The organism is Haloechinothrix aidingensis, from assembly GCF_013450155.1.
GTDB classification, from domain to species: Bacteria; Actinomycetota; Actinomycetes; order Mycobacteriales; family Pseudonocardiaceae; genus Haloechinothrix; species Haloechinothrix aidingensis.
On sequence record NZ_JACCKD010000006.1, the window covers coordinates 96,057 to 119,142 of the forward strand.

Annotated in this window: 17 protein-coding genes; 12 read left to right on the forward strand and 5 right to left on the reverse strand. The window is 70.2% G+C overall.

The genetic code is table 11. The features are described from left to right. The first annotated feature begins 177 nt into the window (after positions 1-177). Positions 178-1,779, forward strand: coding sequence for an alpha/beta hydrolase (locus H0B56_RS16480; RefSeq protein ID WP_343063925.1), 1,602 nt, complete (start codon positions 178-180; stop codon positions 1,777-1,779). 151 nt (positions 1,780-1,930) lie between these two features. Then, the gene (locus tag H0B56_RS16485) at positions 1,931-3,286 is read left to right on the forward strand and encodes a S1C family serine protease (protein WP_180893982.1); all 1,356 of its coding nucleotides are present in this window, start codon (positions 1,931-1,933) and stop codon (positions 3,284-3,286) included. Here H0B56_RS16485 and H0B56_RS16490 read toward each other — a convergent pair. Next, positions 3,252-4,931, reverse strand: coding sequence for an alkaline phosphatase D family protein (locus H0B56_RS16490; protein ID WP_180893983.1), 1,680 nt, complete (start codon positions 4,929-4,931; stop codon positions 3,252-3,254). The two genes, H0B56_RS16485 and H0B56_RS16490, sit on opposite strands and share 35 nt — an antisense overlap. 136 nt (positions 4,932-5,067) lie before the next feature. Between H0B56_RS16490 and H0B56_RS16495 the strand changes: the two genes are divergently transcribed. After that, a complete protein-coding gene (locus H0B56_RS16495; RefSeq protein WP_180893984.1) occupies positions 5,068-6,417 on the forward strand; it encodes a DUF2252 domain-containing protein in 1,350 nt (449 codons plus the stop codon). Positions 6,418-6,532: 115 nt separating this feature from the next. On the opposite strand, the gene H0B56_RS16500 is transcribed toward H0B56_RS16495, so the two are convergent. Beyond that, a complete protein-coding gene (locus H0B56_RS16500) occupies positions 6,533-6,784 on the reverse strand; it encodes an antitoxin (protein ID WP_180893985.1) in 252 nt (83 codons plus the stop codon). Positions 6,785-7,109: 325 nt separating this feature from the next. Here H0B56_RS16500 and H0B56_RS16505 point away from each other — a divergent pair, with 325 nt between their 5' ends. Continuing rightward, positions 7,110-8,135, forward strand: a complete 1,026-nt coding sequence (locus tag H0B56_RS16505; protein ID WP_180893986.1) for a TerC/Alx family metal homeostasis membrane protein — start codon at positions 7,110-7,112, stop codon at positions 8,133-8,135. 145 nt (positions 8,136-8,280) lie between these two features. Here H0B56_RS16505 and H0B56_RS16510 read toward each other — a convergent pair whose 3' ends face one another. Both H0B56_RS16510 and H0B56_RS16515 read right to left on the reverse strand, forming a co-directional pair. Continuing rightward, positions 8,281-8,913 carry a TetR/AcrR family transcriptional regulator gene (locus H0B56_RS16510; RefSeq protein WP_180893987.1) on the reverse strand — a complete coding sequence of 211 codons (633 nt, stop codon included), beginning with the start codon at positions 8,911-8,913 and terminating at the stop codon, positions 8,281-8,283. A gap of 38 nt (positions 8,914-8,951) precedes the next feature. Continuing rightward, positions 8,952-10,205 carry a lipase family protein gene (locus H0B56_RS16515; RefSeq protein ID WP_180893988.1) on the reverse strand — a complete coding sequence of 418 codons (1,254 nt, stop codon included), beginning with the start codon at positions 10,203-10,205 and terminating at the stop codon, positions 8,952-8,954. A gap of 250 nt (positions 10,206-10,455) precedes the next feature. On the opposite strand from H0B56_RS16515, the gene H0B56_RS16520 reads away from it, so the two are divergent. Genes H0B56_RS16520 through H0B56_RS16530 form a run of 3 tightly spaced genes read left to right on the forward strand, consistent with a single transcriptional unit; the run spans position 10,456 to position 14,351 of the window. After that, positions 10,456-11,259: an ABC transporter ATP-binding protein gene (locus H0B56_RS16520; RefSeq protein WP_343063926.1), complete on the forward strand. Its 804-nt coding sequence runs from the start codon at positions 10,456-10,458 to the stop codon at positions 11,257-11,259. A gap of 46 nt (positions 11,260-11,305) precedes the next feature. After that, the gene (locus tag H0B56_RS16525) at positions 11,306-12,289 is read left to right on the forward strand and encodes an ABC transporter substrate-binding protein (protein ID WP_180893989.1); all 984 of its coding nucleotides are present in this window, start codon (positions 11,306-11,308) and stop codon (positions 12,287-12,289) included. Between the two features lie 19 nt (positions 12,290-12,308). Beyond that, the gene (locus H0B56_RS16530) at positions 12,309-14,351 is read left to right on the forward strand and encodes an iron chelate uptake ABC transporter family permease subunit (protein ID WP_180893990.1); all 2,043 of its coding nucleotides are present in this window, start codon (positions 12,309-12,311) and stop codon (positions 14,349-14,351) included. On the opposite strand, the gene H0B56_RS16535 is transcribed toward H0B56_RS16530, so the two are convergent. Further along, the gene (locus H0B56_RS16535; RefSeq protein ID WP_180893991.1) at positions 14,312-15,727 is read right to left on the reverse strand and encodes an MFS transporter; all 1,416 of its coding nucleotides are present in this window, start codon (positions 15,725-15,727) and stop codon (positions 14,312-14,314) included. The genes H0B56_RS16530 and H0B56_RS16535 overlap by 40 nt on opposite strands. Before the next feature lie 177 nt (positions 15,728-15,904). On the opposite strand from H0B56_RS16535, the gene H0B56_RS16540 reads away from it, so the two are divergent. From H0B56_RS16540 to H0B56_RS16560, 5 genes are read left to right on the forward strand one after another with little or no spacing between them, the layout of a single operon-like run. Further along, on the forward strand, positions 15,905-17,758 hold the full coding sequence (locus H0B56_RS16540) for an IucA/IucC family protein (RefSeq protein WP_180893992.1): 1,854 nt from the start codon (positions 15,905-15,907) through the stop codon (positions 17,756-17,758). A 38-nt stretch (positions 17,759-17,796) separates the two neighbouring features. Continuing rightward, on the forward strand, positions 17,797-19,368 hold the full coding sequence (locus H0B56_RS16545) for a pyridoxal phosphate-dependent decarboxylase family protein (protein WP_246361254.1): 1,572 nt from the start codon (positions 17,797-17,799) through the stop codon (positions 19,366-19,368). Continuing rightward, positions 19,365-21,176, forward strand: a complete 1,812-nt coding sequence (locus H0B56_RS16550) for an IucA/IucC family protein (protein WP_180893993.1) — start codon at positions 19,365-19,367, stop codon at positions 21,174-21,176. Before H0B56_RS16545 ends, H0B56_RS16550 begins: the two co-directional genes overlap by 4 nt. After that, positions 21,173-21,745, forward strand: a complete 573-nt coding sequence (locus H0B56_RS16555) for a GNAT family N-acetyltransferase (RefSeq protein ID WP_180893994.1) — start codon at positions 21,173-21,175, stop codon at positions 21,743-21,745. The genes H0B56_RS16550 and H0B56_RS16555 overlap by 4 nt, the downstream gene beginning before the upstream one ends. Beyond that, positions 21,742-23,067, forward strand: coding sequence for a SidA/IucD/PvdA family monooxygenase (locus tag H0B56_RS16560; RefSeq protein WP_180893995.1), 1,326 nt, complete (start codon positions 21,742-21,744; stop codon positions 23,065-23,067). Before H0B56_RS16555 ends, H0B56_RS16560 begins: the two co-directional genes overlap by 4 nt. Positions 23,068-23,086 lie beyond the last annotated feature (19 nt).

Consider the following 23,086-nt stretch of genomic DNA (forward strand, 5'->3'; position numbering starts at 1 on the left):
CGCACGGTCAACGGTGCGCGGCTCGGCTACAGGACCTGCCCGGCCCTCGGCAGGCAGGGCCGGGGGTAGCCCCACCCGACGTGCCCCTCCGGATCCGGAACCCGCCATCGCCCGGCGGCGCCCACCGGTGTGGTCAGCGGTGTGGTCACCGGCGGGACCGGTGGCACCATCGGAGACGTGGTCGGCCCGCGTATCGCAGTCCCGGCGGCTGCCCTCCTGGCGCTCGCCGCCTTGCTGGCCGGGTGCACGTCCGGCGGAGAGGGTTCCGAACGGACGTCGCGGCCCGACGCGCAGTCGCGCGGGCCGGCCGGACCGGTGCCGCAGGGGCTCGAGCGGTTCTACCGGCAGTCGCTGTCCTGGGGCGACTGCGCGGACTTCGCCACAACCGAACGGGCCACGCTCGCGTTCAACGGACCGGATATCGAGTGCGGCCGGCTGACCGTGCCACTGGACTACGACGAGCCCGATGGTACGGAGATCACGCTCGGCGTGGTGCGCCGCCGGGCCGGCAACCAGGACGAGCGCATCGGTTCGTTGATCATGAATCCGGGCGGGCCGGGAGTGGCCGGGATGCCCGCGGCGGCGTCACTGTCCCAGAAGATCGCCGGGACCGCGCTCGGTGAGCGGTTCGACTTCGTCGGATTCGATCCGCGCGGCATCGGGGCCAGCGAGCCACAGATCCGGTGCTTGACCGACAGCGAGCGGGATGCCGAACGAGCCGATGACGACGAGACCGACAACTCACCGGACGGAATCGCCGGCCAGGAGGCCGACGCGAGGGCCTTCGCGCGCAAGTGTCAGCAGCGCACGGAGCACGGCGAGGCCATGCTGGCCAACCTGGGCACGCGCATGGTCGCCAGGGACATGGACGTGCTGCGCTCCGTGCTGGGAGACGAGAAGCTGACCTATCTCGGCTACTCCTATGGCACGCGGCTGGGCAGCGTCTACGCCGAAACCTACCCGGGCAACGTGCGGGCGATGGTCCTCGACGGGGCCATCGCCCCGAGCAAGAACCAGGAGGAGCAGCTGATCGCGCAAGCCGCCGGGTTCCAGCGGGCGTTCGAGCAGTTCGTCGACTGGTGCGTGCAACGCGAGGACTGCGCGCTCGGCGCGGACCCGAGTACCGCGACGCAACGGTTCCAGGAGCTTGTGCGGCCGCTGATCGAGCAGCCGGTCCCGGCCGGTGACGGGCGCGAGCTCTCGTACGACGACGCGACCACGGCCACGGCGCAAGCGCTGTACTCCCGGGACCTGTGGACGGCACTGAACTCGGGACTCGACGAACTCACCCAGGGGCAGGGCACGTCCCTGATGCGGCTGGCCGACTACTACAACGAACGCGGCCCGGACGGGAACTACTCCACCACGCAGGACGCACACACCGCGATCCGGTGCGTCGACGCGCCCGCCGTTACCGACAGGCAGGAGATCCTGCGGGCGGAGCGCCGCTACGAGGAAGTGGCCCCGTTCCTCGACGACGGCAAGCCGGACGGGGCGGCGCTCGGACCGTGCGCGTACTGGCCCGTGCCGCACACCCTGGAGCCGCACCTTCCGGATGCGCGGGGCCTGCCCCCGGTGCTGGTGGTCTCCACCACGAACGATCCGGCGACGCCGTATCAGGCAGGGGTGCGGCTCGCGGACGCGCTCGGCGGCGGCCTGCTGACCTTCGACGGCACCCGGCACACCGCCTTCCTGCAGGGCAACGAGTGCGTGAACGGCGCGGCCACGGACTACCTCGTCAACCTCGAACTGCCCCCAGAGGGTAAGCGCTGCACGTGACCCGGTGACGCCCGTTATCCTGCCCGATGTGCCGTGCAGCGGGTCCGTGGCCGCACCGGGAACCCGGTGCACCGGGCGGACCGGGCGAGTTCACGGCACGAACACAGCTCTGACTTAGCTGACTTTCAGGACTGTGTCGCATGGTGGGTACATGAGCGAGAACGATCGGGACGCACATCAGAGTCAACCCGGTCACGAGCCCCCGTGGCCGGGCGGCGCCGGGTCCTACGGTGCCGACCACACCCAGCCGGAGCCCGCCGACCCGTGGTCGTGGCAGGCGCGGGAGCCGGGCGGGGCGGGCCAGGCAGGCGCGATGTACGGCTCCGGCTACCCCGCCTACGGCGGGATGCCTCCGATGCCACCCGCGCAGGCAGGCCAGGGCGCCACCGGCCCGCAGCCCGCGGGTGGCGGTGCCGGTGGTCGTCCGCGGCGGTTCAGCACCGCTCTGCTCGTGATCGTCACCGCGATCGCGCTCGTCGCCGGGGGTGCGGCCGGCGCCCTCGGCGGGTATCTGGTCGCCGACGGGACCGGGATCGTGTCCGGTAGCAGCGGGCTGAACCAGCCGCCGAGCGAGCAGACCGAGGACGCGCCGGAGGGGTCGGTCGAAGCCGTCGCGAAGAAGGTCAACCCGAGCGTGGTGCAGCTGCAGGTCGCCGCCGAAGGCCGGGCAGGGCGGGGGTCGGGTGTCATCATCAGCGAGGACGGCCACATCATGACCAACAGCCACGTCGTCGCGCCCGGCGGCACGCAGGGCCGGATCCAGGTGCAGTTCCACGATGGTCAGCGGGCCGAGGCCGAGCTGGTGGGCCACGATCCGACCACGGATGTCGCCGTGATCCAGGCCGAGGGGGTCGACGATCTCACACCGGCTCAGCTGGGGCGTTCCGACAATCTGGACACGGGCGAGCGGGTCGTGGCGATCGGGTCCCCGTTCGCGCTGTCCGGCACGGTGACCTCCGGCATCATCAGCGCGCTGGACCGGCCGGTGCGCGCGGGCGGTACCGAGGGTGACCAGGCGACCGTGCTGAACGCGATCCAGACGGACGCGGCCATCAACCCCGGAAACTCCGGTGGTCCGTTGACGGACATGAGCGGCCGCGTTATCGGCATCAACTCGGCCATCTACAGCCCGGGCCAAGCGCTCGGCGGGGGCTCGCAGGGCAACGTCGGGATCGGTTTCGCCATCCCCATCGACCAGGCACGCCGCACGGCAGAGGAGATCATCGACACGGGTCAGGCCACCCAGACCTACATCGGTGCGCTGGTCAGCGACGCCCGCGGCGGCGGGGTCCAGATCCGGGAGGTCCAGTCGGGGAGCCCGGCCGAGGAGGCCGGACTCGAGCAGGGCGATGTGATCACCGAGATCGGCGATCGGCGCACCGAAGGCGCGGACACGCTCATCGCCGAGATCCGCACACGCACGCCCGGTGACACGGTCACGCTGACCCTCGAGGACGACTCCACGCTCGAGATCACCCTGGGCGGCAAGCCGGTCGAGACCGGGTAGCGGATGCCGTCGCCGATCGGCCACTTCCGGTGAGCGACACGGTGAGCGTGTGTGCCGACGGTTCGGCCGGGTGAAAGGTGACGTGGGCGCCGGTCCCGTCGATGACGAGGCAAGCGAGCTGGTTGCGAAACAGCGGCCCCGCGGTCTTCGTCCATCGCAGTGGCACAGGGGCGGTGCCGCGCAGCCGAGCGAGTCGCCGCGTGACAGCGGTGGCGACGGAACTCCAGGCGATCCGGAAGGCGAGGCGCACGACGGCAGGCACGGAATTGTGCACCGGTGAGCACGTCAGTTGCCACACCCTGCCGGAACCGCGGTCCGGGAAGTGTGCTTCGGCGGCGTAGCTGTGGTGCACGTCGCCGGAGAGCACGCTCACGGTGGCCGGTGGCCGCCCGGTGTGCTCACCCCGCGCGATCGCCCCGATCAGCTCAGCCAGCCGGTCGAAGGATTGCCGGAACGCGGGCCAGTGTTCGAGATCGAAGGCCTGCCGGACGCGTTCGGCGAGGAGCCCGCGATAACCACGGCGATCACAGGCACGCTCGTTGGCGGATTCGATGTGGTGGATAGCGTGCGGCATCAGCCATGGCAGTGCGGATCCGACAACTAGATGCTGGTAGTCCCCGCGCGTGGTGTCGCCGAGCCAGTCGAAATCGGAATCCGAGATCATCTGCCTGCGCCCGTCGAGGATCCTCCCGCAGCGCGTGTCGACCACCACGAGACGTACGGAGCCGAAGTCGCGACAGTAGCTGAACCGGACGGGCTTGACACCGTCTACCTCGGTCTCGGCGTGCTCGGCGAACCGCCGGAGCACCTCGATGGCGTCGCCGGTACGGCCGACGCTGCGCACCTGGCCGTAGACGCTGTCGGCGGCCAGCTCGTCCGGGGCGAGGTTGCCGAGATGCTGGTACACCCAGTAGGAGACCAGGGCGTCGCACTCCCGCCGGGCCCACCACGGATGCCGCGCCATCCGCTGACGCCACGCGCGCGAGGTGTTCCAATCGTCGTGCACGTCGTGATCGTCGAAGATCATCGCTGTGGGGACCGTCGACAGCAGCCAGCGGATGTCCGGATCGGTCCACGTTTCCTGATAGAGCCAGGTGTATTCCTCGAATTCGGCGACCTCGACTCCGGGTGGCCGAGCGGTGTCGCGACGGGCCCTGATCAGCTGACGGATCCGGGCCGAGGTCTCGTCGGCATAGACCTGGTCACCGAGCAGGAGAAGCGCATCGGGCCAGTCGGGTTCCGGCATGCCGCCCATCCGGACGGCGTAGGCATCGAGGGCGTCCGCACCGAGCGTGCGACGCCCCCGAGCATCGCGGTCGGCGGCGTAGCGGCAGGAGCCGAACAGCAGCCGCATCGCCGAGCCCTGATCGCGGCTGTGGGTCCGGATCCGGCTGTGCGGGTACCGGGAGTCGTGCTCCGGCCAGACGCGGGTCCCGTCCAAGCGCACGTCGTACGGGATGCTCGTGCCCGGAGCCAGCCCCGTCACGACGACGAGCGCGTAGTGGTGCCCGCCGATACAGAACGTCGGGGCGCTCGCGCCCGCGACCTCCACCGTGCAGGAACGATCGGTTTCGAGCCACACGGTCGCCGAGGTGGTGTCGGCATACCGCAGGATCGGTCCCAACACCAGGTGTGCCTGAGCCATCGCACGGTCCTCTCGCCTGCGTGCCACCGGTCCGCGTGCGCGCTCGCCGCCGCGGCGGGAATCGTCTGTCGTGCCGGTAGGTCCACGGGTATTGTGGCAGCGAAATGCCGCCCATCCGCCAGCGAAGTATCTGCGCATGACCGAGCTTTCCAGTGCCCTGGACGTCAGCGATCCGGCTCTGCGCCGTCGACGCATCGTCGGAACGCTCGTGGAAGCCTTCGCGGACCTGATGGAGGCGGCCCCGGTCGCGTTCCGCACGAAGTTCCGCAAGATGGCCGCGTCGCCGTTCGCCTTCTACCGTGGCAGCGCGTGCCTGTTCTATGCGGATGTGACGCGCTTGCACGATCCCTGGGTCGATGAGCAGACCGATCGCGTGTGGATCCAAGGCGATCTGCACGCGGAGAACTTCGGTACGTACATGGACGACGAGGGCGTGCTCGTCTTCGACGTCAACGACTTCGACGAGGCCTATCTCGGGCATTTCACCTGGGATCTGCAACGGTTCGCCGCGAGTATCGCCCTGCTTGGCTGGAGCAAGGCCATGCCTGACGCGGTCATCGAGCAGTTCGTGCGGACCGCCACGCACGCCTACCTGGACCAGGTACGCCGGTTCGCCGAGGGCGAGCGGGACTCGGCGTTCTCGCTGAACCTGGCCACGACCGACGGGCCGATTCGCGGAGTGTTGCAGAGGGCGCGCCTGCACAGCAGGAAGACACTTCTCGATGCGGAGACGGAGGTCGAAGGGTACGACCGCAGGTTCCGCGATGGTCCCGGAATCCGTCGCCTCGACGAGCGCGAGTACGCGCGCGTGCTGGAGGCGTTCCACCGGTACCTCGAGACCATCCCGCAAAGCAAGCGAATGCATGAGCTCGCGTACACGGTCAAGGACGTGGTCGGACGCAGCGGTTTCGGTATCGGCAGTGCGGGACTACCGGCGTACAGCGTGCTGATCGAGGGTGCGAACGAGGCGTTGGAGAACGACATCCTGCTGTCGGTGAAGCAGGGCAACGTGGCGGCACTGTCGCAGGTCGTCCCGGACGAGCATATCCGCCGCTACTTCCTGCACCATGGCCAGCGTACGGCGGTGTCCCAGCGTGCGTTGCAGGCGCATGCCGATGCGATGCTCGGCTATACCGAGATCGGTGGCGTCGGCTACGTCGTCTCCGAAGTCTCGCCGTACGAATGCGACCTTTCCTGGAGTGAGCTCACCGATCCGGAGGAGATCCGGCACGTGCTGGACTACCTCGGCCGGGCTGTCGCCAAGGCACACTGTGTATCCGACTTCGATTCCGACCACTCGCCGGTGTCGACCAACGTCGAAAGTGCCATCCGCGACGTCGTCAATGGCCGTGATGAGGACTTCTCGCAATGGTTGTGGGAGTTCGCGCGGGACTACTCGGACGTGGTGCGGGATGATCACCGGCTGTTCGTCGACGCGTTCCGCCACGACGAGATTCCCGGCGTCACCGCCACTCGCCCGCGCTGACACGGCGGCTGGAGGAGCCGTCCGCCGCGCCTGCCGGGGCTGCCCCGGCAGGCGTGATGGGCACGGCCTCACCGATGCCGGGCGAGGCCGCCTCGCTCCGACCGCCGGCCGCTAGCTAGCTCTCGCCGCGCCTGCCATCCGGGCGGTCCTGCTCGTCGTCTCGGTCCGGCTGCCCGCCGGCCTGCTGGTCACGTGGCTCATCGACCAGCATCCCCTTGGCCTTCCTTGCCAGGCCGTCGATCCTGTCCGAGTGCTGGCCGAACCGCGACTTCGCGGAGTTCGTGGCCTGGTCGATGCCCTTGTCGATCTTGTCGCTGTTCTTGCGGAGTGTGGATTTCGCGGCGTGTGTGAGTTTTCGAAGGTCCATCTTGTCCGGTTCTCCTCGCGTACGGCACTCGGTCACAGGAGCCGAGTGGGTCGTGGTTCCTGCTGAGCAGGCCCGCCCTTCATTCAACTCCTTCTCGTCAAGTTCGCAAGCCGATGCACGCTCGCGGTCATGGCACGAGTCCGGGCGGTGGCTCGCGGACGCCGGGGCGACTGGCCGCGTACCCCGGTACCGTCGCCGATAGGATTGCCGGTGACATCGGGTCGGCTCGCCGGTGCGATGCCGGACCCGATCGACCATGATCGACATGCTATGCCGGGGGTAGTGGCGACAGTCGGCCCGGCTCGGCAGCGAAACGGAGCAACCTGTGCTGGATATCAGCCCGCTCACCTGGGGCCTCACCATCGGCGTGATCATCGCCCTGCTCGCGGTCGACCTGGTCTCGGCAGCCGTGCGCCCGCACCGGGTGGGGTTGCGCGAGGCCACGATCTGGTCGGTCTTCTACATTCTCGTCGCGGTCGCCTTCGGTGTCTGGTTCACGATCCAGCACGGCGGCACGTTCGGCACCGAGTACTTCGCAGGTTACATCGTCGAGAAGAGCCTCTCGGTCGACAACCTGTTCGTCTTCGTCATCATCATGACGACATTCGCCGTCCCGGACCGGCACCAGCACAAGGTGCTGACCTTCGGTATCGTGCTCGCGCTGGCCATGCGCGCGTTCTTCATCGCGGTGGGTGCCACGCTGCTCACACTGCTGTCGTTCATGTTCCTGCTGTTCGGTCTGTTGCTGATCTACACGGCCGTGCAGCTGTTCCGGCATCGCGACGAGGATCCTGAGATCGATGACAACGTCCTGGTCAAGGCTGCCCGTCGCGTGCTACCCGTCACCGACGACTACGTCGGCGGGAAGCTGTTCGCCCGCGTCGACGGCCGCCGGATGGTCACCCCGCTGTTGATCGTGCTGATCGCGATCGGCAGTATCGATGTGCTGTTCGCGGTCGACTCCATCCCCGCCGTCTTCGGTGTCACCGAGGAGCCCTACATCGTCTTCGTCGCGAACGCGTTCGCGCTACTGGGGCTGCGTGCGTTGTACTTCCTGGTCAAGGGCCTGCTCGACCGGCTGGTGTACCTCTCGACCGGGCTCGCGCTGATCCTGGCGTTCATCGGAGTCAAGCTCATCCTGCACTGGGGCCACGTCGACATCGACGAGCGCGTTCCCGAGATCCCCACACCGCTCAGCCTCGCCGTGATCGTCGCCGTTCTGGCGGTCGTGGTCGTCGCGAGCCTGGTCAAGACCCGGCGGGAACCCACGGCCAAGGCCCACGCCGGCTCGCTGCGGGCGCACGCCGCCCGGACCGACACGTCCCCTCCGGGCCGCGGCGGCGGGCGGTAGGTGCCCGATGACGTGACCCTCGTGCCCCGCGGTGGTCCGGCTTCATCCCGCGTGCTCTCCGTACTCCTGCTGTCCGGCGGCGCTGTGCACGCTGAACCCGTGCCCAACGGGACGGGTCACGTCGACCGGCGCCAATCCCGCGGTCTCAGCGCTGTCCGGCCAGTGCGGCCAGTACGCGGCCGAACAGGTCCTCGGGGACGGAGTGCTCGTCGATACTGGACTCCACCGCGAGCCCGTTGGAAAGTGCGAGCACGACGACGGCTGCCTCTTCCCCGTCGAACGGTAGGTCCAGGCCGTGCTGCTCGGCGAAGCGTTCGATCAACCCGGCAACCGACGACCGTAGCTCGCGGCGCTTGTCGCGCAGCGCGGCGCGGACCGCGGGGTCGCGGGTGCCGTGCACGGCGTAGGAGATCAGTAGCCGCTGCCACCTTGCTCCGGTGTGGATGGCCGTCATCAGCTGGGCACCCGCGTCGTGGAGCGCCTGCCTGCTTCCGGTGACCGTGTCGAGAACTGCGGCGGCTTCGCGCTGCCGGTCGGCGAGGTAGTCCTCCATCAGCGCCAGCACGAGATCGCTCTTGCTGCGGAAGTTGGAGTAGACGGCGCCCTTGGTGAGCCCGGCGGCCGCCGCGACCTCGTCGACCGACGCGGCCTCGATGCCCCGCTCGGAGAACACCGCAAGCGCCGCGTCCAGAACCTTGCGCTTCGTCTCCTCGCGGGCCGGGCGACCACGCTGGACCGGAGGGTCGGTACCGGTAGTCGAGACGGCCGTGCCGGTCATCGCACCGTGCCCCCGTGCGGGCGGTTCGAACGGAGCCGTCACGACGCGCCCAGGCACGTGCTCGTCGCCTGCTGTCCCGCGAACCGCCCGGCCAGGTACTCGACGGCGAGCGGGGCCCCGGCCACGGCGGCAGCGACGTGGTCGCCGGCTACGGTCTGGAAGGACACGGTCGAGCCGGCCGCGCACCAGTCGTTGTGCAGCCGCAGGCCGTGGTCGTAGGGCACCACCTCGTCGGCGGGCGAGTGGTAGATCAGGGCAGGGGCCTCCGGGGCGGCCGTGCCGAGCCGGATATCGGCGAAGACATCCTGCCATTCCGGGAGCGACATCGGGTCGTCCACCGTGGTGAACTCCTCGAGCTCGCGGAACGCGTACTCCTGGGACAGCTCCTCGGTGCACATGGTGCTGATATCCGCGGCCATCTCCTCGCCGTCGGCGTTGAGGATCTCCTCGAACGGGGCGTCGGGGTAGGCCCGTGCCAGGCCGACCGCGCCTGCCAGCACCAGCCCGCTGGCCGGGCCGCCGTCGTGCAGCCGCGCCACGTCCCCGACATCGGCCGGTGCTGCGCCGACCGCTGCGCCCGCGGTGCTCAGCTCCGGCGCGTATCCTGCAGCCAGCTCGGCGGACCATCCGGTGGCGAAGCCGCCTTCCGAGTAGCCCCAGAGTCCGACGGGTGCATCGGAGTCCACGTTCGCATCCCCGAGGTTCTGCGCGGCACGCGCCGCATCGAGCTGCGCGTGGCCCAGCGACCGCCCCGCGACGTAGGTGTGCGGACCCGGCGTGCCGAGACCCTCGTAGTCGGTGACCACCACGGCCCAGCCACGTGCCAGCGCCTGCTCGAACAAGCTGTACTCGGACTCCTCGCCCTTGGCCATCAGGTACGACGGCGCGCACTCCGGGCCGAGCCCGTGCGTCCCCACGGCATAGGACACCAGCGGCCGGGCACCGTCACCCGTCCACTCCTCCTGCGGCACGATCACGGTTCCCGACACCGCATTGGCCTCGTGCTGCGCCGAGGTGGAACGGTAGAGGACCTGCCATGCGTCCACCTCCGTCCCGAGACCGCCGGTGTTGCCGGCCACCTCGGCCGACCGTGACCGCAGGACGGCTCCCGGCGGCTCGTCGTCGAGATCATCCGGCGGCGTGTAGAAGGGGTCGTCCTGTGGGGGTGGCATCTCCTGCGACGAGGCCGGGCTCGGGGCGGCGGCCGCTGCCGACGGTGCCGCCTGGGCCAGCGGTGCCGCAAGTACGGCTGCCGTGAGGATCGTGAGTGTGCGCTGGACCTGCGAGGACATCGTCGGCCTCCCGATACCGGTCGGTATTGAATACCGCGCAGTATCGAATATGACGCGCGTCACGTCAACGATGGATCCGCGAGCGCGGGCGGGGTGAACGTCCGGGCTACGGCGGAATCGGTACAGCGAAAGGTGACAGTGCTGTATCCCCCGGATGTGATCAGGGCAACTGCTTCACCCACTTCTCGTAGTTAGGTTTGGTTTACCTAATGCGGTAGGGTCACTTTCCGGTGACCACGGGAGGCGTTCTGTGACTGTTGGTGATGTGCGGGTGGCGACCGACAAGCTCGCTGCCGGGTACGGCAAGAGCCGTGTCGTGGACGACGTGGATCTCACGTTGCCTGCCGGCGAGGTCACGGTGCTGGTGGGGCCGAACGGCTGTGGCAAGTCGACGCTGCTGCGGACCGTGGCGGGCTTGCTGCCTGCGCTCGGCGGCGCGGTGCACGTCGACGGCGCCCCGCTGCGCTCACTGTCGCGCCGCGCGCTGTCGCAACGGCTGGCCTTCCTGCCACAGGCCTCGCACGTCCCGGCGGGTGTGACCGTCCGGGAGCTCGTCAGGCACGGCCGCTACGCCCATCGCGGTGCGTTCGCCAGGCACACGGACGAGGACCGCGAGTCGATCCGGTGGGCGTTGTCCGTCACCGACGCCGAGCCGCTCGCCGACAAGTGCCTCGACGAGCTGTCCGGTGGCGAGCGGCAACGCGCCTGGCTGGCCACCGTGCTTGCGCAGCGGACGAGCATACTGCTGCTCGACGAACCGACCACCTACCTCGATCTGCGGCACCAGTTCGACGTGCTCGACGTGGTGCGCAGGCTGGCACGTGAGTACCACATCGCGTGTGGCGTCGTGCTGCACGACCTGATGCATGCGGCCGCGTACGGCGACCGGCTCGTGGTCGTCGCCGAGGGCGCGGTGCTGCGGTCGGGGCCGCCGGAGGAGGTGTTGGCCTCCGATGCCATCGAGCGCGCGTTCGGCCTCAGCGTCAGCGTGGTTCGTGACCCCGGCACGGGGTACCTGACCTGTTTCCCCCAGCGGCCGCCGGCCGCGCTGTAACCGGTCGTCCGAGCGCAGGGCGACGGACAATGAAGGAGGAACGTAGATGAACATGCTCGTACGTGCGGTGACGGCTGGTGGAGCAGCCGTCGCGCTGGCACTGTCGGCGGGATGCGGCAGCGGCTCGGTCGCCGATCCCGGCGCCGAGGAGACCACGGCCGAGTCGGGGTCGATCAGTGTGGCGACCGCCAAGGGCGACGTGGAGCTGAGCGAGCCCGCGACGGATGTGGTATCCCTCGAATGGTCCTACACCGAGGAGCTGCTCGCGCTCGGCGTGACACCGGTGGGTGTGGCCGACAGCGAGGCGTACGGCGACTGGGTTTCCGCTCCCGGCGCCGAGCTACCGGACGATGTGACCGACGTCGGTTCCCGGCAGGAGCCGAGCATCGAAAAGATCAAGCAACTCGACCCGGACGTGATCGTCTCCGACGTCGACCGGCTGGAGGCCAACTTCGACCAGCTCAACGACATCGCGCCGGTGCTCGCTTTCCAGCCGACCGACGGGCCCGCGCTCGAGACGATGCGGCAGAACTTCGGTGAACTGGCGAAGGCGGTCGGCAAGCAGGACGAGGCCGACGAGGTACTCGCCGACCTGGACGACAAGGTCGACGAGGTCGAGGGCAGGCTCGACGACGCGGGCGAGGCAGGCAGTACCTTCGCGCTCGCCCAAGGGTTCACCGCGGAAGGTTCGCCCGGTATCCGCATGTTCACCGGCGAGTCCCTCGCAGGCACGTTGATCGAATCGGTGGGTCTGGAGAACGGCTGGTCCGGCGAACCGGACGACTGGGGTATGACGACCGTCGGTGTCGAGAGCCTGACCCAGGTGGACTCGGACGCGACCTTCCTCTACATCGCGCTGGAGGACGATGACCCGTTCACCGGCGCGCTCGCCGACAACGAGGTGTGGACGGAGCTGCCGTTCGTCGCCGAGGATCGGGTGCGGGCGCTCGACCCCGGCACCTGGGTCTTCGGTGGGCCGCTTTCGGCGATGCAGTTGCTCGACGAGACCGCGGCCGCCTTCGAGGCGTGACGGAGGGGATCCGAACGCCGTGCTGAAGGCCAAGCGCGCCCCGCTGCGCCGCCCACCTGTCCTGTTGGTGGGCGGCGCAGCCGCGTGCGCGCTGATCGCCGTCACCGTGGTGCATCTCGGGATCGGCGCGTCCGGCGTGGGCATCGCCGAGATCGCAGGCGTGCTGGCAGGCAACCCCGACCCGCACACCGAGGCGATGCTGTGGGGGTCGCGGCTACCGCGCACCCTTGCCGGCCTTGTCGCGGGCGCCGCGCTGGGCACCTCCGGCAGCCTGATCCAGGGCGTGACACGGAACCCGCTCGCCGCGCCGGACACGCTCGGCATCAACGCGGGGGCGTACCTCGCCGTGGTCGCCGTGGCGTTCACCGGGCTGGACGTCGGGTTGCTCACCGGGGGAGGGGTGGCCTTCGTCGGCGGGCTGGCCGCCATGGTCGTGGTCTACCTGCTGACCGTGGGTGGCGTGCTCACCCCTGGACGGGTGCTGCTCGCGGGTGCCGCGGTGACGCTCGCCGGCCTCGCGACCGCCGACTTCCTGCAGATCCTGGACGAGAACTCGACGCGTGGCCTGTACTTCTGGGGCCAGGGGTCCCTGCTGCAGACGGGGATCGAGCGGCCGCTCGCGTTCGGTGCTGTCGTGCTCTGCGCACTGCTGCTCGCCCCGTTGCTCGCCCGCCCGATCGACCTGATCTCGCTCGGCGACGAGACAGCGGAGTCACTCGGGGTGCGGGTCGGCCGCGTCCGGCCCGCCACGCTGCTGCTGGCCGTCGTGCTGACGGCCGCGGCGGTCAGCGTCGCGGGCCCCGTGGCGTTCGTCGGGCTGGTCGCCGCCGTCGGCGTGCGGATGCTCGGTGTCGGCGGGCACGCCGCGCGGTTGCCGATCGCCGGGTTGTTCGGCGCCGCGCTCGTGCTCGCCGCCGACGCCGGAGCGCAGCTGGTCCTGCCTCCGTCCGCCGGGTACGGGGAGTTGCCCGTCGGTGTGGTGACCGCGCTGATCGGCGGGCCGGTGTTCGTGCTGCTCGCGCGCCGGATCGTCACCGGGGACGCCGATGTGGGTGCCGCCGTGACCGCGATCAGGCCACTGGCGACACGCAACTACGCCGTCGTGCTCGGGCTGTGCCTTGCCGTGCTGGCCGCGGTGATCGTCGTGGGGCTGCGCATCGGCGATGTGGAGGTCGGCTGGGGCGAGCTGGCAGCCGTCCTGAGTGGAGCGGGCGACTCGCTGGCACGGGACGTGATCGGCTACCGGCTGCCCAGGATCCTGGTCGCCGCGCTCGCGGGCGCATGCCTCGCCGCGGCGGGCGCCGCCGTGCAGGCTGTGGTGCGTAACCCGCTGGCGGAGCCCAACCTGCTCGGTGTGACCCAGGGTTCGGCCGTCGGCGCCGTCCTGATGATCGTGGTGGTACCCGGTGCTCCGGCCGCCGCGCTGCCGCTGGCTGCCGTCGTCGGTGGCGTGCTCGCCATCTCCCTCGTCACGCTGATCGCCCGTGCCGGTGGCGGCCTGGATCCCACCCGGGTCGTGCTCGTCGGCCTCGGGTGTTCCTATACCGGTTCCGCCCTGGTGCAGATGATGGTGGTCGGGGCTCACATGAACCTCTCCGCGGCGCTGACCTGGCTGTCCGGCAGCACGTATGCCCGCGACCTGTCGGTGCTGGGGTGGCTGATCGCGCCGATCCTGGTCGGGCTGTTACTCGTGGTGAGCGCGCGGCCGGTCGACATGCTCGCCCTCGGCACGGACCTTCCGCGTGCCTTCGGGCTCGCACTCGGGCGTGCGCGGGTACTGATCCTCGGTAGTGCGGCCGTGCTGGCTTCCGGTGCGGCAGCGGTCGTCGGCACGGTCGGCTTCGTCGGCCTCGTCGCCCCGCACCTCGCACGCAGGATCGTGGGTAGCTCGACCGCGCGGCTGGTACCGACGGCAGCCATGCTCGGGGCCATTCTCGTCGTCACCGCCGACGGGCTCGGGCGTGCGCTGCTCGCCCCGCTGGAGATTCCGGTCGGTGTGGTGACCGCGCTGGTCGGTGCTCCCTACCTGATCTGGCTGCTGCGCCGGAGGTCGTCTGGCTGATCGGATGCGTGCTCGCCGGGCAGTTCCGCCGGGAGCAGCCGGTGTGCGAGGACGGCACCCGCCAGGCAGATCACGGTCGCGGCGAGGCAGACACCGGTGAGCGCGGGGCCGGCCCCGTTCCCGTTCAGCGCGGTGAACAGCGCGCCGAACGCCGCCACCCCGGTCGCGGTACCCAGCGGTGAGCACGCGTTGGTCAGCCCGGATGCCATGCCGGTGCGCTCGGGAGGCACGACCGTGACCGTGACCGTCAGCAGCGGCGGGAAGATCAGCGCGGTGCCCGCACCGAGGAGCGCCATTCCGGCACAGGACAACGGCAGGCTTCCCGCGCTCGCCGCTATGGCCATAGTGGACAGACCGCTGCCCTGAAGCGCGAAGCCGGCCGCGACGACCCTGGACGGTCCCAGGCGCGCCTGGGCGGCCGGGACCGTCGTGCCCGCGACAGCGAGGCTCCCGGTCAGCGGCAGCAGCAGGATCCCGGTGTGCAGGGGAGAGGTCGCGGCGGTTTCCTGCAGCCACAGCGTGAGATACACGAGGGTGCCCAGGCTGGCCATCCTTCCGGTGAACATGAGGGCCGCCGCGCCGGCGAACGCGGCGCGGTCGCCTGCGCCGATGTCGAGCATGGCGTCCGGCCTGCGCTGGGTGCGGGCGAACGCGGGCAGCAGCACGCACAGCAAGCCGCCGGACGCGAGGGCGGGAAGCGACGTCCAGCCGAGTGAGCTACCGGTCGTCAGTGCTGCGTGCAGGGCGAGCAACGCGGCGACGCCCAGAACCGTGCCGGACACGTCCGTGCGCCGCGGGCCGGAGTGCCGCACGCCCGGTGGGAGCGTGATCACGGTGGCCAGGACGACGAACGTACCGACAGGCACGTTGAGCAGGAAGATCCACTGCCAGTCGAGTGCCGCGACCACACCACCGCCGACCACGGGACCGAGCGCGCCCGCCAGCGAGGACAGCGCGGCGAATGCGGCCATGGCCGAGCTCCTGGACCGTCCGTTGTGGGTGGTCGCGAGCAACGCGATGGCCGGAGCGAAGGCCAACGCGCCGCCTGCTCCCTGCACGGCCCGCGCTCCGATGAGCACCCCGATCGTCGGCGCGGTCGCGCACCCGAGCGAGGCAACGGTGAACACCGACATGCCCGCAGTGAACACCGTGCGATGACCGACGGCGTCCGACCACGTCCCCGCGGTGAGCAGCAGCGTGCCGAACGCGAGCGAGTAGGCCGATACCGTCCACGGCAGCACATCGGGACCCGCCCGCAGCTGTGCCCCGATGGCGGGCAACGCCACGTTGATGACGGTCACATCGAGCGTCAGCATCACTCCCGACACGCTGACCAGCGCGAACGCCCATCGCCGGGTGGCTTCGCTGCGCGGCACACTTCCTCCGATCGGTGCCCGGGTTGCGTGTCTTAGTTGGGTAAGGCTAACCTAATTCCAGTACCGTAAGCACTGTGATGCTCGCCATGGCGATCAGCTGGCTCAGCTGGTTGCGAATTAGGCAAGCCTTGCCTAATCTCTGGGTGTCGTTGGACCGCTGAGAACCCGGAGAGGCCGATGCCTGATCGCACCACACCAAGCGAGAACGACACCGACGCGGAACAGTCGCCCGTGGACCATCCGGTGCCGGAGCTGCCCGATGTCGGCGCGGGTGCCTGGCGGGAGGCGAACCGTCGCCTGCTCGCCAAGGCGTTGGGGGAGTGGACCTTCGAGGCGATGCTCAAGGCGGTCGAGACGGGGGACGGCGAGTACCGCGTGGATCTCGACAGCGGTGTCTGTTATCGCTTCAGGGCACGGCCACGGGCCTTCGGATGGCTGCTTGTCGAGCCGGATTCGGTGACCAGGGTGGCCGCGGGCATGCTCGGCGACGAGATCGGCCAGCCCGCTTGGGACGCGCTGCAGTTCCTCGTCGACGCCGCAGGCACGATCGGCACCGACTCGTCCACTGTGGCGACCTACCTCACCGAGCTCGAGGCCACGCTCAGCGTGGACGCGGCGCGTATCGCGCGCGGCGGTGAGACGGCACGGCAGCTGCGCGAGCTGGGTCATGCCGAGCTGGACTGCCGGATGACCGGGCACAACCTGCTTGTCGCCAACAAGGGCAGGATCGGCTTCTCGGCTGCGGATATCCGCCGCTACGCGCCGGAATCCCGCCGGCCGGTGCGGCTGCAGTGGATCGCGGTACACCGTGGCCTTGCCGAGTTCCGCGGAACCTCCGAACTGTCCGAACGGGAGACCCTGGCAAGGGAGCTGCCCGAGGACGTCCGTGCGGACTGGGAAGCCGCGCTGCGCGCGGAGGGTCTCGACCCGGGTGCGTTCGTCTGGATGCCGACACACCCGTGGCAGTGGAACCACGTCGTGCAGGTGCTGCACGCTGCCGACATCGCCCAACGGCGGATCGTGCCGCTCGGACCGAGTCCCGACGAGTACCTGCCAGGGCAGTCGATCCGGACCATGGCCAACATCACGACCCCGGGCCGGTTCGATGTCAAGCTGCCCTTGAAGATCCTCAACACCCTGGTGTGGCGGGGAATCCCGCCACACTGCACGATGGGCGCCCCCGTCGTCACCCAGTGGCTCGAGGGAATGCTCGCCGATGACCCGGTGCTGGCTGAGCAGACGCGTACCGTTCTCCTCGGAGAGGTCGCATCCGTCACCGTGCGGCACCCCTACCTGTCCCAGGTCGGCGAGGTTCCGTACCAGCACCTGGAGACGCTGGGCTGTATCTGGCGCGAGTCGGCGGTATCCTATGTCGAGCAGGACGAGCGCGTCCGTACGTTCGCCGCGCTGCTGCATGTCGACGACGACGGGGTCGCCTTCGCCGCGGAGCTGGTTCGTGCGTCCGGGCTGCGGGCCGAGGACTGGCTGCGGCGGATGTTCGACACCGTACTGACCCCGATCATGCAGGTGCTGTACCGCTACGGCGTGACGTTCAACCCGCACGGCCAGAACACCCTGCTCGGCTTCGACGAGCGTGAGGTGCCCCGGCGGCTCTACCTCAAGGATTTCGTCGACGACGTCTGCGTGTCGTTCACCGACGTGCCGGAACGGGGCCCGGAGCCGGACGGCCACGATCACGTTCTCCCGCGCAAGCACCCTTCCGTGATCCGCCAGCACGTGATGGATCAGGTGTTCGTCGGCCACTTCCGCTACCTGGCCCCGCTGTGCGCCGACCAGCTCGGCGTTCCGGAGAGCCGGTTCTGGTCGCTCGCCCGGCAGGCGATCCTCGACTTCCAGGCCGACCACCCCGAGCTGTCCCACCGGTTCGGCGAGTACGACCTGCTCTCGCCGGAGATCCCGCGGTACGCCCTCAACCGGGACCGCATCGTGGTCACCCGCTACGACGACCGTGCGCTGCGGCACGCGCTGCACCCGAACGGGACGTTGCCCAACCCGCTGGCGAACCACTGATCCCGTCGGCGCGACGCCGACGACCGAGGGAGTTTCTGTTGACCCAGATTGCTGAGGCAGCGCACAGCGCTCCGGGAGTCACCGGTGAGCATCCGAGCGCGTTCCCCGCGTCCGTACTGGCCGGGTCCCGAGCCGGCATGGCCGAGGTCGTCACGACGCTGGCCGGTGCGATCGCGTCGGCACGTTCGGCGCGACGCGAGGACGGTCCCGTTCCCCGGGGGATGCCGGAGGACGTGCTGGCAGCGGCCGCCGAGTCACTCGGACCACCGGACGTGCCCGCCGACGGGATCGGCGCGGACGCGGCGTTGCGCCGCCTCGCCACCATGCTCGCGGAGTACGGGCTCGATCTCGCGCATCCGCGTGCGGCCGCGCACCTGCAGCCGCCGCCGCTGACCGTCGCCGTCGCCGCCGACACCCTGGCCAGCGCGGGTAACGCCTCGCTGGACACCTACGACTCCGGACCGTCGGCCATCGCGGTCGAGCGGTGGGTCGTACGCAGCCTGACACGGCTGGCGGGTCTCGGCGAGCGAGCCGATGGCGTGCTCACCCCCGGCGGCTCGATGTCCAACCTGCTCGGCCTGTTGCTCGCGCGCGACACCGCCGGACTGGCCAGGGGGATCGACGTGCGCCGCAGCGGCGTCGGCGCGCTGCGGCGCCCCGTGGTGTTCTGCTCCGAGCTGGCGCACTTCTCGGTGCACCGTGCCTGCGCGGCCCTCGGCCTCGGGGAGCAAGCGGTGCAGCCGGTCGCGGTGGACGAGCACCACCGCATGCGCCCGGAGGCGCTGGCGGCTGCGCTGCGCGGGCTCGGCGACGACCGGACCCCCGTTGCGATCATCGCTACCGCGGGCAGCACCGACTTCGGCTCGGTCGACCCCCTCCCGGAGCTCGCGGAGATCGCCGCCGAGCACGCGGTGTGGCTGCACGTCGATGCCGCGTACGGTTTCGGGGCGCTGTTCTCCGAACGGCTTTCCGAACGGCTCGCCGGTCTCGAGCTGGCCGACTCGGTCACCGTTGACCTGCACAAGCTCGGCTGGCAACCCGCAGCGACCAGCGCGCTGCTCGTGGCAGACGCGAACGCGTTCAGCGCTCTGGAGAGGACCGTGTCGTACCTGAACCCCGCCGACGACAGCGAGGCGGGCTACGACGGCCTGCTCGGACGCAGCCTGCAGACCACGCGCAGGCCGGACGCGATCAAGGTCGCGGCGAGCCTGCTCGCGCACGGCCGTGCCGGGCTCGGCCGCATGGTCGACGTCTGCCACGAGCTCGCGGTACACGCCCAGCGGCGGATCGCGGCCGAACCCGAGCTCGAGCTGATCTCCCCGGCCGAGCTGACCACGGTGGTGTTCCGGTACGGGGGCGGGGCGCACGCCGACCCGGACCATCTCGACCGGATCAACAGTGACCTGCGGCGCAGGCTGCTCGAATCGGGTGTGGCGCTGATCGGCAGGACGACGGTGCGGGGCACGCGCCCCGATGACGCCGAACGCGTCTGCGTGAAGTTCACGCTGCTCAACCAGACGGCCACGGCAGGCGACATCGACGAGCTCATCGATCGGGTGCTGCTCGCGGGCAGGGCCTGTGCACGACGGACAGAGGAGGGCGCGGCATGACGGTGACGACGGATACCGGGCGGGCACCGGCGCCGGGCGCGGGATACGGCGACGCCGCCGCGGACGACCCGCTGCACTCGCGTGACACCAGAAGGGCAGCCGAACACGCGCACCTGGAGGCGCTGCTGCGGTGCTGGCTCACCGAGACCGGTACCCAGGTGGCACCGGGACCGTTGCGGATCCCGTTCCCCGCCACGGGACTCGCGCTGGTCACCGAGGTGCGGCACTGCTCGCCGACCGGGTGGCACCGCTTCGGCCCGGTATTCGTGGACGGGCCGTCCGGGCGGCTGGGCGGTGCCGCCGACCCGGTCGTGGCCATCGCGTTGCTCGCGGCCGAAGCCGCGGCGCGGGGTGGCGGCCGCGACGGTGGTGTGCCCCCGGGCGAGGTCGCCGACCTCGTCGAACGGACCGCCGAGTCGGTGCGCAGGGTGACGACGTTCATCGAACACCGGCGCGGGTACCCCGCGGCGCCGGAGGGCGTCGACGGGTTCCTCGACACCGAACAGGCGCTCGTACTCGGCCATCTGAAGCATCCGGCACCCAAGAGCAGGGACGGCCTGTCCGAACGGGAGTCCGCGCTCTACTCACCCGAGCAGCGCGGGTCGTTCCGGCTGCACTGGTTCGCGGCCGACGAGTCGGTCGTATCGCACGACGCCGTCGCGGGCAGCGCCTGCGTGGCCGGACGGGACACCACCGCGCTGCTCGCCGAGCTCGCCGAGTGCAGGCTCGACGACGGCCGGGTTCTCGTGCCCGCACACCCGTGGCAGGCACGGGACGTGGTACACCGGCCACGGATCGCCGCGCTCATCGACGAGGGGCTGCTCGAACCGCTCGGTGCGCTCGGTCCACAGTGGTGGGCTACGTCGAGCGTGCGCACCCTGTACCGGCCGGACGCGGACGTGATGCTCAAGCTCTCCCTCGGGCTGCGGCTGACCAACTCGAAGCGGGAGTCCACCGGCACCGAGCTCCGCAGGGGTCTGGAGATCAACCGGCTGCTCGACGCCGGGTACGCGGCGAGCACGTTCGCCGCGCACCCGTATTTCGACATCACACGGGACCCGGCGTGGCTGGCCGTCGACGAGCCGGGCCGCCCGCAGGGACCGGAGGTCACCGGGCTGGACGTCGCGGTGCGCGAGGTCCCGGACGGTATCGGCAGCCTGCGCTGCCTCGCGGGCCTTGTGGCGCCGCGGCCGGGCGAGGGGCGCAGCAGGCTGGGTGAGCTGGTCGCGGACTCGGGCGAGGCGCAGCGCTGGGTCGCGGACTACACCGACAAGGTGCTCGTGCCGATGCTGCACCTGTACGCCTCGACCGGTATCGGGCTGGAGGCCCACCAGCAGAACACGCTTGTCCGTCTCGACGCGGACGGCGGCGTAGCGGGAGCCACCTTCCGGGACAACCAGGGCTACTACCTGGCCGCCTCCCACCAGCGGGCGGTCCTGGACGTGCTGGACGCTGGGTCGTCGACGCTGGCGGTGGTCGACGACGAGGTCGTGGACGAGCGCCTGTCCTACTACCTGCTGCGCAACCAGGCACTCGCCGTGGTGGGGTGCCTGGCCGTCGACGGGCTCGCCGGGGAGAACGAGTTGCTCGGCGTGATGTCCGGCAGGCTGCGTGCCGCGCTGCCGGACCTCGCGGAGGCGGGCCGGGACGGCGACCGCCTGGCCCGCCGCTGGCTGGAGGCGGATACGTTGCCCTGTAAGGGGAACCTGCTCACCCGGCTACACGGGATCGACGAGGTACGCGCCCCGCTGGACGCGCAGTCGGTGTACCTCGACGCGCCCAACCCGTTCGCGGCGGTGGGCCGATGAGCGCGCGGCCGGCTAGCGACGGGGAAGCCGGACCACCGCCGGTTCCGCGGCTCCCCGAGCCGTGGTCGGTCCGCGTGGCCTCCGGCGACGCGGACGTGGAGCTGGTCCACCGCTGGATGATCCAGCCGCACGTCGAGAAGTACTGGCAGCAGGCGTGGACGCCGCGGCAATGGCGGGACGAGTTCGACAGGCAGCTCGCCGGGGCGCATTCGCTGCCCTGCCTCGTAGCCCACGACGGGGTCGACATCGCCTACATCGAGGTATACCGGGTCGCCAGGGACGGCCTGGCCGACTATGTCCCGCACGAGCCACACGACCTCGGCGTGCACATCGCCATCGGTGACCGCGACCGGACCGGGCGAGGACTCGGCAGGGCGCTGCTCGCCGCGCTCGCGGACGGTCTGCTCGCCGCGGAGCCCGAGTGCGACCGGGTCGTCGCCGAGCCGGACCGGGAGAACACGGCCTCGGTGATCGCGTTCCGGGTCGCGGGTTTCGTCCAGGGCAGGGAGGTCGCGCTGCCCGACAAGACGGCCGTCGTCATGACCTACGAGCGGAGGGGACCACGGTGACCACCACACAGGACCGAATCGAACACGACGTCGTGGCCATCGGGTGCGGACCGTTCAACCTCGGTCTCGCGGCCCTCGCCGACGGTGTCGACGATGTCGACCTCATGGTCTTCGAGGAACGCCCCGAACTGAACTGGCACCCCGGGTTGATGTTCGACGAGGCACAGTTACAGGTCAGCTTCCTCGCCGACCTGGTAACGCTCGTGGAGCCGACACATCCGCTGTCGTTTCTGGCCTACCTGCGCGACGTGGACCGGATGTACCCGTTCTACGTGCGCGAGCGGTTCCACCCCACCCGACGCGAGTACGAGGACTACCTGCGATGGGCCGCATCCAAACTGGACATCGTGCGCTTCTCGCACCGGGTGCGGACGGTGTCGTGGGAGCCGTCCGCGCAGCGATTCGTGCTCCAGGTCGAGCGGGGCGATGCGGGTGCCCTGACTGTGTACGCGCGCCACCTCGTGCTCGGTATCGGGACCGAACCGGCCGTGCCCGGCGCGCTCGGGGACCTGCCTGCCGACCGGATCCTGCACACCGGCGACTACCTGCACCGGCTCGCCGACGTCACGAGCGCGGGCCGGGTCACGGTCGTCGGTTCCGGCCAGTCGGGCGCCGAGGTGACCCTCGACCTGCTCCGCCGCAACGCATCCGGGGGGCCGGCGGTGAACTGGCTGACCAGGACCGAGTCGTTCGCGCCGCTCGACTACTCCAAGCTGGTGCTCGAGATGACCACACCGGCCTACGTCGAGTACTTCCACGGCCTGCCGGAGGGGACCAGGGATGAGCTGGTCGCCAGGCAGTGGCGGCACTACAAGGGAGTGTCGGAGGATACGCTGGAGGAGATCCACGACGCGCTCTACCGGCGGGAGCTCGACGAGGGGTTGGCACCGGTCGAGCTGCGGTCGGGTGTGGCGGTAGAGGACTCGACGGTCGATACCGGCACAGGGGAGGTCGTACTGGCCTGTCGCCAGCGGGACACGGGTAAGCGGTTCGATCACCGCACCGACATCGTCGTCGCCGCGACCGGGTACCGGCAGCGCGTGCCCGGGTTCCTCGATCCCATGGACTCGTTGGTCGAGCGGGACGAGCGAGGCCGGTACCGCGTGCGGCTGGACCACTCGATCGAGCTCGACCCCGCGGTGACCGGCAGGGTCTTCGTGGCCAACGCGGACCTGCACAGTCACGGTGTCGCGGCGCCGGACCTCGGTATCGGGGCGTACCGCAACGCCACGATCCTCAACGCGATCGCCGGACGTGAGGTGTACCGGCTGCCGAAGAACACCGCCTTCACCAGCTTCGCCGCACCTGCCGGCCGGACGTGACCGGCGTGCTCCCGCCGGT